The 15,956-nt window shown below is 42.3% G+C and carries 11 protein-coding genes; all 11 read right to left on the minus strand.

Features of this window, described 5'->3' with window-relative positions; all coding sequences use genetic code 11:
- Positions 1-136: 136 nt before the first annotated feature.
- The 11 genes from HUS26_RS10340 to HUS26_RS10390 all read right to left on the minus strand — a co-directional run bounded on the left by HUS26_RS10340 (position 137) and on the right by HUS26_RS10390 (position 15,864).
- A complete protein-coding gene (locus tag HUS26_RS10340) occupies positions 137-1,255 on the minus strand; it encodes a Ger(x)C family spore germination protein (RefSeq protein ID WP_173917086.1) in 1,119 nt (372 codons plus the stop codon).
- Positions 1,252-2,352, minus strand: coding sequence for an endospore germination permease (locus HUS26_RS10345; RefSeq protein ID WP_173917087.1), 1,101 nt, complete (start codon positions 2,350-2,352; stop codon positions 1,252-1,254). Before HUS26_RS10345 ends, HUS26_RS10340 begins: the two co-directional genes overlap by 4 nt.
- On the minus strand, positions 2,333-3,859 hold the full coding sequence (locus HUS26_RS10350; RefSeq protein WP_173917088.1) for a spore germination protein: 1,527 nt from the start codon (positions 3,857-3,859) through the stop codon (positions 2,333-2,335). Before HUS26_RS10350 ends, HUS26_RS10345 begins: the two co-directional genes overlap by 20 nt.
- Positions 3,860-4,221: 362 nt before the next feature.
- Positions 4,222-5,517, minus strand: a complete 1,296-nt coding sequence (locus HUS26_RS10355) for an NCS2 family permease (RefSeq protein ID WP_173917089.1) — start codon at positions 5,515-5,517, stop codon at positions 4,222-4,224.
- Positions 5,518-5,656: 139 nt separating this feature from the next.
- Positions 5,657-7,099, minus strand: a complete 1,443-nt coding sequence (locus HUS26_RS10360) for a PH domain-containing protein (protein WP_173917090.1) — start codon at positions 7,097-7,099, stop codon at positions 5,657-5,659.
- Positions 7,092-7,568, minus strand: a complete 477-nt coding sequence (locus tag HUS26_RS10365) for a PH domain-containing protein (protein WP_173917091.1) — start codon at positions 7,566-7,568, stop codon at positions 7,092-7,094. Before HUS26_RS10365 ends, HUS26_RS10360 begins: the two co-directional genes overlap by 8 nt.
- Positions 7,569-7,585: 17 nt before the next feature.
- Positions 7,586-8,401: a pyrroline-5-carboxylate reductase gene (gene proC / locus HUS26_RS10370; RefSeq protein WP_173917092.1), complete on the minus strand. Its 816-nt coding sequence runs from the start codon at positions 8,399-8,401 to the stop codon at positions 7,586-7,588.
- A gap of 232 nt (positions 8,402-8,633) precedes the next feature.
- The gene (locus tag HUS26_RS10375) at positions 8,634-10,154 is read right to left on the minus strand and encodes a potassium/proton antiporter (protein ID WP_173917093.1); all 1,521 of its coding nucleotides are present in this window, start codon (positions 10,152-10,154) and stop codon (positions 8,634-8,636) included.
- Between the two features lie 126 nt (positions 10,155-10,280).
- Positions 10,281-11,441, minus strand: a complete 1,161-nt coding sequence (gene yhbH, locus HUS26_RS10380; protein WP_173917094.1) for a sporulation protein YhbH — start codon at positions 11,439-11,441, stop codon at positions 10,281-10,283.
- A gap of 311 nt (positions 11,442-11,752) precedes the next feature.
- Positions 11,753-13,054, minus strand: coding sequence for a 2-oxoglutarate dehydrogenase complex dihydrolipoyllysine-residue succinyltransferase (odhB, locus tag HUS26_RS10385; protein WP_173917095.1), 1,302 nt, complete (start codon positions 13,052-13,054; stop codon positions 11,753-11,755).
- Entirely contained in the window at positions 13,054-15,864 is a 2,811-nt protein-coding gene (locus HUS26_RS10390; protein WP_254434281.1) for a 2-oxoglutarate dehydrogenase E1 component, read from the minus strand. Before HUS26_RS10390 ends, odhB begins: the two co-directional genes overlap by 1 nt.
- Positions 15,865-15,956: the final 92 nt, after the last annotated feature.

Consider the following 15,956-nt stretch of genomic DNA (forward strand, 5'->3'; position numbering starts at 1 on the left):
CCATTTCAGGGTTGCCAGCTTTCTCATGAGAGCCTTCTAAAGCGTCAGAAAAATGACATTCTCTAACGCTTTAAAGCACTCCTACATTTTAGACGATTCACCCCAACAAAAGGTTTCATCTTTTAGCAATTTTTTATTAGTTAACGATTCCATGCTGCTGGATCGTGACTTCAACATTTGGATTGAAATTAACCTCTTTGTATTTTTCGGTCCAATCTAATTTTCCCCAAAGATCTGGATGAAAAGCCTTGATTCTTCTTCCTATTCCAAAGACATCACTATTGGATTCTTGAAGCTTGGCCATAATCTCCTCGGAGTCCTTCGTAAGTGCTTTCGAAAGCTTTTTGCTTAATTCGTCTATAACCTTCTCATCAACGAGGTGATCATGAGGGTATTCCGTTACTCTTACATCTAATTTCAAATTTACATCAACGTCGATCTGCTCCCCTTTTGGACGAACTTTCATCTTACGGTCCATATTTATCACATTAAATGTAACGTAATCCAGAATCGGTTCCTTTTCATATTCCCCGACTTTTTTTGTCATACGTGCTACATTTCCTTTATTTCCAAGCAGCAGCATGAGCATTGTCGCATTATCTGCCTCTATTTTTTCTCCTGTATAACGATCGTCATACATGAGGCCTAAACCACTAAACTTAACGACTCCATTCTCTGAATCTACTTTAATTAAAGGTACGAGAAAATCCTGACCCGGCTCTACTAATTCTGCACATAGCATTTGTAAGTTTTCTCCGGAGGAATGTGTAACATAAGCAGAAGCACTTATAATCCCGCTGATATATTCGCTGATTTTTGTAATTCCTGTTGATTTAAATTCAACAGCCTCTTTCGCTTCGCCTTCTACGACTACAAGATGGGCATTTAAGTTACTGCTTGGGTTTCGATAAACAGCGTCAAGTACCGGATACATGCTCTGCTTTGCCAGCTCTTCACCTAAAAGGTAAACCTGAATTTTAGCCGGGTTTAATGTATTCTCTACCATACGGTCCATTTTGTCAGATGCTGCTAACGGTGTTGGCGCTTGTGTAGTTAAAGTTTGAATCGCTTCCATATGGGTGCCAGATTCTCCCCCTCTTACGGTAGGAATAGAAACGGTTTGAATAATCTGCCCGTCCTCTCCAGCGTCAAAGCCTGCTGACAACACGAGCTTTACATTTTTAAACTGGCGCTGATCCCAGCAGCCTGTCAGGAGGAGCAAAGAACTTACCATAATTAAGAATACTTTCTTCACGCTGCTCCCTCCTTCTTAGTCTTTTTACGCAGCAAGCTGACGATTAATACTAGGATTGGCAGACCCACCGAGAAAACATAACCGGATTTCGCCACATAGGTACTGAAAACGTTCAGTTTTGTCACATCATAGCCGATAGAAAGTGAGGTGATAAATGTTAAAATTGCGATAATAAACATATACAGCTTTGGTTTGTTTTTATTGATAAGCCGTCTCATTCCTAAAGTTGACATATATAAGTAGGAGGAGTAAGAGGTCGCTACAAATACCATCCATAACGCAATAAAAAACAAATCAACACGTGCCAGAACGGGAAACTGATAGGACTTTAACATATAAAGAACAGGTTCAGACACAAGTGCCATTTCTGCTGTACTAAAGACAGTAAAAGTAACAAGAACGACGGCTAGATAAAATAGCGTAACTGCCCAATGCGCGTAAATAATCGTTTTCAGCTTATCTTTAGCTTTTCCCTCTACTTGGGAATAAATCATGAGTGAAACAATAAACCCAAGCAAGGCTATAATCCCGTGGTCGATACCCATCAATATCTTTTTAAAGCCGGTCTGCCCCATGGGGAACAGATAGATGTACTGAATATCTTTTACAGTGTAAAAGATAAAGAAAATCATGAAAATTAATAAAAATGAAAACATTGTATAAACTCTGGCCAGTACGATAAATCGGCAGCAGACGATATATAGACTTACAAACACCATCATTCCGGATAAAACCCAAAAAGGGGTATTTGGCAATACCCACAAACTGATCATTCGGCCATACATAATAAGAATTAACACACCGACTCCAATAAAATAGATAATATAAAAAACAGAGAAAAACTTACCTATCCACTTTGAAAGCACGGTTTCCTGAATTTGAAAGTAATCAAGTTCAGAATGTCTTTTGGCCAGCAGCCAAAAAAGGATCAAGATGATTTGAATAATGATCCCTGCTGCCAGCAAAGACATCCAGCCATCCTGCTTGGCTGCTGTATGAAGCTCAAACGGCATGGTGAGGACACCCACTCCAATTTGCGTCTGGATGATGATGAAGAAGAACTGACGCCTGGATATTCTATTGGTCTGATTTTCCATCCTTCTTCCACTCCCTCCCACTCTCAACAGCAGTTTCTGTCATCGGATGAGCATCTTTTGGCCTCTTTTTCATTAGAAACACAGGAAATCTGATAAATGTATCTTTTAAATCTCTAAATGAAAGCGGAGAAACAGGAGAAAAATAAGGCACCCCAAAGGACTCCAGCTTTGCTAAATGAATGGCAATAAACATAAACCCTAGAACTAAGCCAACAAATCCGAGCGTTCCCGATAACAATATTAATGGAAAGGTTAACAGCCTTAAGGTCGTGCTCAACTCATTAGAGGGAACTACAAATGAAGAAATAGCAGTTAATGCTACAACAATGATCATGATGTTAGATACTAATCCTGCCCGCACAACCGCATCTCCAATAACGAGACCACCTACAATACCAATCGTCTGGCCGACAGGGGAAGGCAGCCGAATCCCCGCCTCCCTGATTAACTCAATAATGACAACCATGACAAGCGCCTCAACTATCGGGGGATATGCGATTTCATTGATCGATGATTTTACTGGTGTTATGAGATCATCAGGGATAACTTCAAAGTGAAAACTGACGATCGCAATATATAAAGCAGGAAGTCCAACAGCAATCAAAAAGCTGGAAAAACGAATCAACCGAACAAAAGTACCGTTATACCAGCGCATGTTGTAATCATCCGGCGACTGGTAAAACATAAAAAAGGTAGAAGGAGCAATCAGAGCCGTCGGACTGCCCTCGGACATAAGCGCAATTCTTCCTTCCATTAGATTGGCTACTACCTTATCAGGCCGTTCAGTGTTCAGCATTTGCGGGAACGGAGAGATGGGCGAGTCTTCAATAAACTCTTCCATATACCCGGGACTTTGAATTTTATCTACTTTAACAGCTCTTATTCTCTCTTCCATTTTCTGAACAATTACAGGATCAGCAATCCCATCCATATACATAACAGCCATATTCGTATTGGTTTTTTTACCTACTTTGTAAAACTTCACGACTAAATCCTTATGTTCGATTCGCTTTCTCACAAGGTTGACGTTAATCATTACATTCTCTACAAAACCATCGTGAGATCCTCGGACAACCTTTTCATTTTCAGGTTCTCGTACCGAACGATTAAAGACGGACGTAACATTAAACAGAGAAATCTCATCACTGCCATCTTCCAAAAAAATCGCATGGCCTTTCAAAAGGCTGTTTATTGCTTCATCTATATTCGTAGTTATTTTCGAGTTAGGTATTTCATTTATGGAATCGAATTTACCAGTTTCTAAAGGGGTAAATATCATTTCTTGAATTTTTCCCTGATCCGTTAATGTTTCAATGAACATTAAAGCGGCTTCGCCTTTATTTAAGACACGGACCTTTAAATCCTGTGTTCTCTTAAAGCTGTTAAGTATATAGTCAATGTTAGCCGACATCTTTCTTGAGGCCGGTGTCTGAGGCTCTTCTGCACTTTCTACTGTTTGACGGTCCTGGCTTTTTTTAGTTTGGAATAAATCTTTAAAGAATCCCATTGTTATCACCCATACTTAGAGTGAGTTAATTTTGGTATTTTATTCATTTAGAAGAAATTCCTTATAAAAGGATTATAAGAAGTTAAGCTCACTTGGCGTGATTCTCCCTCGCTTATACGCGGATGCGGGATCGGTCGATGTTCGCACACGACGTGCCGAAGTTAATCCGTATAATCGAACTTCCTCCTTCTTTTTGTTAAAGCCTTCTGCGGAATTCGTTTCCAAGGAATTGCCTGTAACCGAAAATTCCTCTTCCCCATTTAGCAAGTGCTGCCCTTTACTAGTAAAACAAAGAAACAAAAAAAAGCTGCCGAGATAACTCGACAGCCTCAGCCGCTGACAGGAACTCGGCGGCTTTGTATTTAATGCCCTGGGAAGAAAATCATTTGAATGATAAAGATAGCTCCAAATAAGTAAAGAATCCAGTGAACATCTTTTCCTTTTCCGCTGAACAGCTTCATAAGAGGATACGTAATGAACCCAAGCGCTATTCCAGTTGCAATACTTGAAGTCAGGGGCATTGTCAAAATAATAATAAAAGCAGGAAACGCATCATCAAATGTTTTCCAATTCACCTTCGCAAGTCCTTCCATCATAAAACAGCCTACGATCATCAGGACCGGAGCTGTGATGGCAGGAAGCCCTGATACAGCACCTACAAGCGGTGAAAAGAAAATAGATAAAATGAACAATCCAGCCACCACAACAGTAGTCAATCCTGTTCTTCCTCCTGCAGCAACTCCGGAGGAAGACTCAATATAAGCCGAGGACGGACTTGTACCGAACATAGCACCGGCAGTCGTTGCTGTAGCATCTGCCATTAGTGCGGCGCGGGCTCTCGGAAGGCTTCCATCCTTTCGGATAAAGCCAGCCTGCTCGGCTACGCCAATCATCGTACCCGTTGTATCAAAAATCGTTACAAGTAAAAATGCAAATATAACCGTATAAAGTCCATTGCTGAAGACACCAGCGATATCAATATCCCAGAATACCGGGGCAGGCGGTGTAGACACAACACCATTATCAAAGGAAAGCTGTCCGGTAAACATGCCAATTACTGCTGTGACCATCATCCCTATAAACAAGGCACCTGTCACTCTTCTTGCAATTAAAATTAATGTCACAAACAAACCGATAATAGTTAAGAAGGTACCTGGTGCCGTTAAATCACCCAGTGTGACCAAGGTAGCTTCACTACCCACAATAATCCCTGACATTCGAAGACCAAGAAAAGCAATAAACAAGCCTATTCCAGCGGTTATTCCATATTTCAAAGAAGGAGGGATAGCCGTAATCAATATTTCACGCAAGCTCGTTAAGCTTAGTATCACAAATAATATACCTGCAATAAATACAGTACCGAGGATTACCGAATAACTGACATCCTGCTGTATAACTTCTGTAACAAAATAGGCGTTCATCCCCATCCCAGGAGCAATTGCAATAGGATAGTTAGCTGCCAGAGCCATAATTAATGTTCCAATAATAGCAGCGAGTACCGTCGCCATGAAAACCTGTTCAAATGGCAGTCCCGCTTCGGAAAGGATGGCCGGGTTTACAACTACAATATATACCATCGTTAAAAATGTCGTTAACCCTGCAATGAGTTCTGTTCGAACACTTGTATTATTTTCACTGAGCCGAAATCTTTTTAACAAAAGAAACACCTGTCTTTCCGATTGATTTAACCAACATTTACTATAATATTATTTTCACGAACAAATTTCAATAGTTTAATTAAAATGTTCGGATTTTATATTTAACCCTAAAAAAATGATCCTTTTTTATACAAAAGGATCATTTTTCTCTGGAATGACTGTACCAGTTATAGATTTGGTTTGTATCTTCCTCTTTTAGATAGAAGACACGGGCACTGGCTCCTCCGACTCCTGATTTCATCGTTGCATCTATGGAAGCTAAATCTGCTTTCTTTTGAAAAATCGTCTGGTCCTTTGTCATCGATTGAATCCGGTGTTTTTTCATGACGTAGGTCTGCTTGACGATAAACCTTGTTACGAGCAGAAGCTGATGATCGCCTAAGCTCCATCCGGCATGACGATAAGAATTATACCCAAGAATGGCGAAGATAAAGATAACCACTAGCGAAAGCAAACCAAGAGGATAAAACAGAATACTCACAGGAATCGATACAGCTGTAAAGAACCACGTAAACCTTAATATATATCGGATGATTGAACGTTTCGGCGGGTGGTGTATAGGAATATCCACTTCATATTCAGGAATGATCGACCTGACAGCCTGATCGACTTTTGAGCGCTTGATTAGAGGAAGGACACGCATCGAATGCTCTTGACCCCCTTGAAGGGAACCTCCCGCGCTGATGATCGTCACTGTAGCAAAGCCGAACGGCTCACGGATTATGTTTTCGTCAATCCTTAATCCTTGAATCCGATTTAAAGGGATTGTCACTTGCCTCTTTTCCAATAAACCTCTCGTAATAATTAGATCTCCATTCTCTAAGTAAACTGAAAAATCAGCATAGCGCAAAATCGTCAGGACAACCGATATACCGTAAGCAACAAGCAATACGAGAAGAATTCCGACAGCAATTATTAGAAACCCGAACTGCAGCCAGTCAATGACTTCTTCATAGATCGCACCAACAGGAATGAACTCAAGTCCCTGCGAAAGAAAAACGAGCACCCCGGAGATTACGACGCCGGCTCCTCCTGAAGTAAGAGCCATAACGACAATGTCACGCATGCTCATTTGGTAGACAAGCTTTCGCTCGGAAGCAGGAGAAGTCTCGCCCTCTTCTTCGCCGCGCTTATGCTGCTCGATCAACAGTTCAAGATTCCTTGCTTCTGTTACCTCTATAGCTGTCAGCTCAGCTTCTGACTTTTGGGGATCCGATGAACCGGCTGTTTCTACCGTCACTTTCACTAATTTAAACGGCCTGTGAAAAACACTCTCGGAAAAATCCAGACTCTGAATACGTTCAATAGGTATGTACCGTTTCTTTTTTAAAAACAACCCATGCTCGATCCGCAGTTCTCCTTCTTCAATCCGATAAGTAAACCTCAGCCAGCGGAAAATCCCCGATATTAAAATAAACAGCAGCAGCGTACCGCCAATAATAAATGGAAGCATGCCCAAAAATCCTTCCTCCGGGCTGCGGTTAAGAAACAACAGTGCCGCTAATGGAAGAATTGCATCTTTTAATCCTTTAATAAAATGGATGAACGCAGAAACAGGATGGAGACGTTTCGGCTCAAACATCTTCTTCTGCCACCCTTGCTAAAGAAGAAATCGAGAGTCTTAATTCTTCCGCTTCCTGTTCATCCAGCGCCGGCACCTTATGGGTGGTGGCCGCTGTAGATATGCTGATTGTGGCCAGCCGGTATTTTCTCAGCAGAGGACCATGCTCCGTATCTACATGCTGGACTCGGACCATTGGGACCAGTGTCCTTTTAATAATAAACAATCCGTGCTGAAGCTCGATTTCCTGGTCTCTTACTTCATACCTCCACCTTTTCCACCGGATAGAAGGTAGGATTCCAATGTTTACAATACCTTCTAGTAAAAGCAGGGTGGAAATAATAATGACAGGCCATAACGTCCAGTTGAAGATATATGTAAGCACTCCGATACCTATAGCAAAAATGGCTATGACAATCGTTGAAATAATGCCATAGACTCTCCATAGGGAGCGGGCCCGTACTGAAATTCTCTGTGTAGGTGCTTGCATTCTTCAAACGTCCCCCCCTATTTTTTACCGCTCGAAAGATCTTTTGCCCTCTGCGTACTGGCATTCATCGCCTGAATAATGGAGCTTCGCATTCCCGTCTGCTCCAGCATCGTCACCCCTGCGATGGTTGTCCCGGCCGGTGTACAAACCGCGTCCTTTAATTCACCTGGATGCCTTCCGGTTTCAAGAACCATTTTAGCCGCTCCATGGACGGTCTGAGCTGCCAGTTTATACGCCTTATCGCGAGGCATGCCCTGCTGGACGGCCCCATCAGCCATCGCTTCAATAAACATGTAGACAAAAGCAGGCGCCGAACCGCTTACGGCTGGAACAGCATCCATTAATCCCTCTGCCACTACTTCTGTTTCGCCAAAGCTCTCGAACAATTCCCTAACAATTGCTAAGTCATCTGCTGTAACATATTCATTAGGGCTCAGCACGCTCATGCCTGCCCCTACAAGAGCAGGAGTATTTGGCATAGACCGTATCACTTTTACATTAAATCCAAAAGCGTTTTTCATCGTTTCGAGCGTAATGCCGGCAGCTACCGTTACGACAATCGTTTCTTCCCGTACAGCTGACTTTATTTCTGAAACTACCCCTTGATAAATATATGGCTTAACAGCGAGAAATAAAATATCACTTTCCGCTGCTACTTTTTTATTATCATTTGTGATCTCTATTCCATACTCTTCCGCAACGTAATCAATCGTCTCATCGGTTAACGCCGTTGCCGAGATTTGATCCGCCTTAAGAACTTCCGATTGTATCATGCCATGTATCATGGCCTGGCCCATTTGGCCGCATCCTATAAACCCTATTTTCCTCTTCACCTGACCCAGCCCCTTTCTTGTGTGTATCTAATTGTATATGATATTGATGGGAACGACAATGCAAGGCTGGTAAACCTTTTCAAAAGTGGGCCAGTTACTAGTAAAAAATACATATTTTCCGGATAAAGCCTTTACAAATGGCGAGAGATTATTCTATAATTAATAGTGTATTCTTCATATCATAACGATTGACCACAAATATCATAGCTGCTATGAAAAAAGCCGAGCTGCTTCAAGCTCGGTTTTTTTCATTTTCAGCTGTCTTTTCCACCTTGTTATACTCCGTTCCTGCCTCTAATAACTCTATTACTTCTTTTTTCACACGCTTGGAAACCATAATATAAAGCGTATCTCCCGCTTGAATCGTTGACTGACCATAGGGAGTAATGACATCTCCCCCGCGAATGATCGCACTGATCAACGCCTTATCCGGCAATTCAAGATGTTCCAGTGATTGTCCGACGACATAATTTCTTTCAGTTATTTCATATTCCATCATTTCTACATTGGTTTTCCCCATCGAAATTAATTCCAGTGAATGAATAGGGTTTGTGCTTTTCTCGGATACAAGGTTAAAGCGTTCAGCTACCCTGGTAATAGTGGAGCCCTGTACCACTGTAGAGACAAGGACAATAAAAAATACGATATTAAAGATTAAGGGGCTTTGCTCTATTCCAGCGAGTAAAGGAAAAATAGCGAGCACAATCGGCACAGCCCCACGCAGACCAGCCCAGGACAGGAATGTTTTTTCTTTCCAGTCAAATTTAAAGAATAAGAGACTCAAAAACGTTGCGACCGGCCGCGCAATGACGATTAATACAAACGAAATTAAAAGTCCATCCATGATTACCGGCAGGGCGAACACTTCAGAAGGATAGACAAATAAACCTAATAATATGAACATTAAGATTTGCGCCATCCAGCCAAACCCTTCGTGGAATCGTAATATGGAATAACGGTAAGCCAGTTCGGCATTTCCTATCAGTACAGCAGCCACATAGACAGCGAGCAGCCCGCTGGCCTGAATAAGCGAGCTTGCCCCATAGGTTAAAAAGGCAAACCCAAGCGCAAAAATCGGATATAACCCGCTGGAGTCCAGGTTGATTCTGTTTAGTGCAAAGCTGGCTCCATAGCCGAGGAGCAGCCCGATCACAAGCCCTCCTCCCATTTGCCAAAAGAAGGAACCGATCATACCCCATATATTTGTCTCATCAGCCGTTATGACTTGAATAAAGCTGATCGTTAAAAATACTGCCATTGGATCGTTGGATCCTGATTCAGCTTCCAGAGTGGCTTCGAGTTTGTTGCGGATGTTTTTGCCCTTTAATACAGCAAAGACAGCGGCAGCGTCGGTAGACCCAACAATAGAGCCCAATAGAAAGGCTTCAACCCACGGCAGATCCAGTATAAACTTTGCTGCTATCCCGACGATCCCGCTGGTCAGTACCACTCCGAGCGTGGCAAGCGTAACGGACGGTGCTGCAACAGGCCGAATGGCCGACCATTTTGTCTGCATACCACCCTCAAATAAAATAACAATTAGAGCTAAAATACCTACCATTTGGGCAACTTCCGCGTTATTGAATGAAAGAAAGTTAAGACCATCACTCCCTACCAGCATCCCCACACCAATAAATAGGGAAAGCGAAGGAACTCCTAGTCTTGAAGAAAATTTAGTTACAATTACACTCATAATTAACAGCAGAGCGATGAGCGTAATAAACTGATTCGACTCAAGAATCTCGTGAATCATATATGAAACTCCTTTATATGTACTTTTTGGCAATTACTTAGGTTATCTTCCCTCCCCTAAAAGAAATTAAGCTTAAGATTTCTAAATACAAAAATAAACCAAGGAAGATCCCTTGGTTTATCTTTGTCAGACGAGCTGATTTTCAGTTTCTTCGCTAAAGAAGTGTTTCATTGCAAAAAATACGTCTGCTTTTTTCCTTAATACATGGTATCTGAATTTCGGATGATCAATCGATTTATAAGCCTGCATTAGACTTGAGGATCGATTATATTGGTTCACTTCGCCATACCCGAACATCTGCGATACTTCCATAAGCTGATGAATTAAGGAGACACATCTTTTATTGTCAGACGTTAAGTTATCTCCATCTGAGAAGTGGAATGGGTAAATATTATAGCGGTCGGGCGAATACTTCGCTTCAATCAGATCAATTGCTTTTTTATAGGCTGAAGAACAAATCGTTCCGCCGCTCTCCCCTTTCGAGAAAAAGTCATGCTCTGAAACTACTTTTGCCTGCGTATGGTGTGCTACAAACTCAATTTCTACGGTTTCATAATTCTTTTGAAGAAAACGATTCATCCAAAAGAAGAAACTGCGGGCCATATATTTTTCCCATTGTCCCATTGATCCACTCGTATCCATCATTGCGATAACAACTGCTTTAGATTCCGGCTTCACTCGATCTGTCCATGCTTTAAATCGGATATCCTCTGGATAGATCGGAGAGAAAGATGATTCTCCTGCTAATGCATTTCGTTTGAAAGCTTCCAGCATCGTTCTCTTCTTATCAATATTGCCAACAAGTCCTGTTTTGCGAATGTCTGTAAACTCTATGTCTTCGTGAATGATTGTATCTTTTTCTTTTTCTGCAAGATTAGGAAGTGTAAGCTCTTTAAAGAGGGCCTCTTCCAATTCAGCTAGTGAAACCTCTGCTTCGTAATAATCTTCTCCTGCCTGGTCCCCGGCTCCTTCTCCCTGCCCAGGTTTCTTCTGGGCTTCCTGAGACTGACCGACGACATCCCCCACCTGACTGTCTCCATCGCCTTGGCCGGCATGTTTGTTTTTCTCATAATTATACCTGATCTTATATTCATCAAGTGACCGAATAGGTATCTTTACAACACGTTTTCCATTTGACATGACAATGTTCTCTTCAGTAATCAAGTCAGGAAGCTGTTTATTCATGGCGTCTTTTACTTTTTCCTGATGTCGCCTCTGATCATCATAGCCTTTTCGATGGAGGGACCAGTCGTCTTCAGCAATGACAAAGTTCTTCTTTTCATTCATCACAATTTCCCCCTCCTGCTTGTGGATTACTCTATCATATGCAGGACAAGGCTAATGGATGAGGCTAAATGGAATATGACTTGTATTTTATTAAGAATTATTTGACTATTCACTTGTAATAAGTGAAAACTATGGTAAGTGGAGCTCTGGCGCGCGCGTTCTCCTCTTTATAAACTTCTCTCTTTACCCTCACAAACAAGAAAGCCAAATTTAGCAGTACAAAAAGAAAAACGACTACTTTATCAGCAGCTTTCGTAAAGAGATTTATCTGCAAACAAAAGCCCCTGCTGTAAAAGCAGGGGCTAAATCAATTATCCTTCTAAAAGAAGATCATACGGGTCTTCAATCATTTCTTTAATACGGCGCAGGAATTGGACGGCTTCTTTTCCATCAACAATTCTGTGGTCGTAAGATAAAGCAATATACATCATTGGACGAGCCTGGATCGTATCATCCGGCATAACTTTCGCACGCTTCTCAATGTTATGCAGTCCAAGAATACCGACTTGCGGAGAATTTAAGATCGGTGTAGACAGCATAGATCCAAAAATTCCGCCATTTGTAATGGTGAACGATCCACCTTGCAGATCCTCTAAGGAAAGCTCTTTGTTACGTGCTTTTTGTGCAACATCCATGATTACTTTTTCAATTCCCGCAAAGTCTAAACGGTCGGCATCGCGGACGACTGGCACCACAAGTCCTTCATCCGTAGACACAGCCATACCAATGTCATAGAATTTCTTCTTAATAATTTCGTTTCCTTGAATCTCTGCATTGATGAGAGGAAACTCTTTTAAGGCTCCTACAGCTGCTTTCGTAAAGAAGGACATAAAGCCAAGCTTCACCTCATGCTTCTTCTGGAAAGCTTCTTTACGTTCGCTTCTAAGCTTCATCACATTTGTCATATCTACTTCATTAAAAGTAGTCAGCATCGCAGAGTTTTGCTGAGCTTCCACTAAGCGTTTAGCGATTGTCTGACGGCGACGGGACATCTTAATTCGTTCTACCGGCTTGTCAAACTCAACTTTTTCTGAAGATTCCTGTTTGCTCGCCTTCTTCTCTTGTTTTGGAGCTTCCTTATTCTCTTCTTTCTGGCCTCCGCCTTTAGCAGCTGATTCTACGTCTTCTGGACGAATACGGCCGAGCGGATCTCTCGCTGAGATTTCACTAAGATCGATTCCAAGCTCACGGGCGCGCTTGCGGGCCGCAGGTGTTGCGATCACATCGCCTTTGTTCTCTTTTTGTGAAGAAGAGCTTTTCTCTTCTTTCGTTTCTTCTGTTGTATCTGCCTGCTTTTCTTCTGCTTTTTCAGCGGATTTTTCTTCCGTTTTCTCTTCTTCCTTGCTTTCTTCTTCATCAGAAGATCCGCCGGCTTCACCATTTTCATCTACTTTAGCGATGACGTCGCCTACTTCTACATCGTCACCGGCTTCTTTTAAAATTTCCGCAAGAACGCCGCTGGCATCCGCATTTACTTCAACATTTACTTTATCTGTTTCAAGCTCAAGGATTGGGTCACCCTTTTCTACTTGATCACCTTTTTTAACAAGCCATTCGGCAATCGTACCTTCTGTGATGGATTCCGCTAATTCAGGGACCTTAATTTCCTTCATTATTGATTTCCTCCTTTAGACAACTGTAGCGCTTCGTTAATGATTCGTTTCTGCTCGGTTTTGTGGATGTTTGGTTCACCAACTGAAGGAGAGGCACGATGCGGTCTGCCAACATAACGGTGAATTTGTCCTTTTTCTAACAGCTTGTGAAGAATTCCCTCAACAAAGTACCAGCTTCCCATATTTTGAGGTTCTTCCTGTACCCAGACAAGCTCCTCCAGGTTAGGGTATTCTTTTAAGATTTCTTTTAAGCTCTGTGTAGGGAACGGATAAATTTGTTCAATACGTACTGCATCAATGGTTTCAAAAGATTGATCTTTCGCTTTTTCTACCACATCTTCAATCTCTACCATAATTTTCCCTGTACCTAGTAATAAGGAGGTTACTTTCTCTTTATCTTTTTTCTTTGTCTTCGTTAAGCCGAGCTGTCTTAAGATCGGCTGGAAGTTCAATTCACTAAATTTATCGCCTTCTGAAGCTACTCTTTGATTTCTTAAGAGGCTCTTAGGTGTCATCAATACAAGCGGTCTCGCTTCTTCTTGGTTGCTGATCGCCGCTTGCCGTCTTAGAAGATGAAAGTATTGGGCAGATGATGTGACATTTGCAACGGTCCAGTTATTTTCTGCACCCATCTGCAGGAATCGTTCAAGGCGTGCACTGGAGTGCTCAGGTCCTTGTCCTTCATAGCCGTGAGGAAGAAGGAATACAATATTCGATTTCTCTCCCCATTTGGCTCTCCCAGCTGCAACGAACTGGTCGAAGATAACCTGTCCTGCATTGGCGAAATCCCCAAACTGAGCTTCCCAGATGACCAAGGAGTCCGGAGCCTGTACGCTGTATCCGTATTCAAAACCAAGCACACCTGCTTCAGATAGCGGACTGTTGTAAATATCAAACGAGGCATTGGCCTGTTCGATACCATGTAATGGGCAATATGTTTCACCAGTCTCAACATCATGCAAAACTAAGTGACGGTGGGCGAAAGTACCCCGCTCAGTGTCCTGTCCGGTAATACGAATAGGCCTCCCCTCTTCAATGATGGATGCAAAAGCCAGGGCTTCCGCTGTCGCCCAGTCTACTTTATTACCGTCCTCGAGCATGCTGCTTCGTTTCTGTAAAATTCGCTCGAGCTTTTTAAATCCGTTGAAGCCTTCAGGGCGCTTTAAAAGCTCCTTGTTCAGCTTTCTCAAACGCTCTAAATCAATTGCAGTAACAATTTCATCGAGCGGACGCTCAACGGCGCCAGGGCGGTCTTTCACTTCCGCCTCTATTGCTTCATTTTCATTCATATTGTTATATATATCTCGAAGGTTGGATTCTACCTCTTTAAACATATCTTTAAGAGTTCCCTCTTTGATCACATTCTGCTCAATCAGCCGCTTTTCAAAGACGTAAGGAGCTGTTTCATGCTCATCGATTTCTTTGTAAAGCTTAGGCTGGGTTGCACGAGGCTCGTCCATTTCGTTATGTCCAAAACGACGGTAACCAACGAGGTCGATAACGAAATCTTTTTTGAATTTCTTTCTATACTGATAAGCAAAAGATATCGCTGATAAGCAGGCAATCGGGTCATCTGCATTGACATGGATAATCGGAATTTCATACCCTTTCGCAAGGTCACTTGCATAACGGGTCGATCGTCCGTCTTTACGGTTTGTAGTAAAACCAACCAAGTTATTAGCGATGATATGAATTGTTCCGCCTGTACGATATCCTGGAAGGTCTTTCATATTAAGGGATTCAGCTACAACTCCTTCACCGATGAACGCAGCGTCTCCATGAACTAAAATACCGAACGCTTTTTCCTCATCTAGTTGGGAATAACCTGGCTCTGAGCGGTCATCCTGAGCGGCTCTTGTGAAGCCCTGGACAACAGGGTTAACGAACTCAAGGTGAGATGGGTTATGGCTCAATGTAATTTTCGTAGACTGTTCTTCACCATTGCCGATCTCTCTGCGGGCACCGAAGTGATACTTTACGTCTCCGGTCCAGCCATAGTTAATCCCGGTAGAACCTTCAGAAGGAACAAGCTCTTTGTCCGGTGCATGGTGGAACTCAGAGAAAATCCGGTCATAGGGCTTGCCGAGCACGTGGGCCAGCACATTCAATCTTCCCCTGTGGGCCATGCCCATCATTATGTGGCCAATTCGATCTCCTGAAGCTTCCTGCACGATATGGTCAAGCATTGGCACCATAACGTCCAATCCTTCAATAGAGAAACGCTTTTGTCCGACAAAGGTTTTAGCTAAAAAGTTTTCAAACCCTTCTACATCTACTAGTCTTCTAAGTAATTGTTTCTTTTGGTCATTACTTAATTCAACCTGAAATTCGGCTGTGTCTATTCTATTTTGAAGCCATTGTCTTTCATTCTCATGGCTTACGTGATCATATTCAAATGAGATCGTTCCCGCATAAGTTTCCTTTAAGTAGCGGACGACCTGAAGAGCATTTTTGAAATTCAGTTTTTTATTATCCCATACCCATTCGGCCGGGATTTTTTCCAGATCGCTTTCTGTTAAGCCGTATCTGGAGATTTCCAGCATATTTGTCGGACCTCTTTCATTACTTCCGACTGCATAAATTTTAGCGTCTAGATGACCGTGACGACGAATAGCCTCAACAAGTTTTAATGCTGAGGTGACTTTCACTATATCTACAGATGCAGCTTGTGCTTCTCCATTTACGGAAGCTGAAGCAGACGCACTCATCCATTCAGGAGCTCCATGCTGGTCGAACACCTCTTTTAAAGTAGCATCGACGGACTCTGGATCTTTTACGTATAATTCGTACTGTTCTTCAATGTAACCCATATTAGGGCCGTGAAACTCTTCCCAAAATCTTTCGTTGGCACCTTGATTAGCCACGTGAAATACCTCCAAGTAGTTGTTTGTCTAATGCTGGA

Origin of the sequence: Halobacillus sp. Marseille-Q1614 (genome assembly GCF_902809865.1) — a bacterium.
Classification (GTDB): Bacteria; Bacillota; Bacilli; order Bacillales; family Halobacillaceae; genus Halobacillus_A.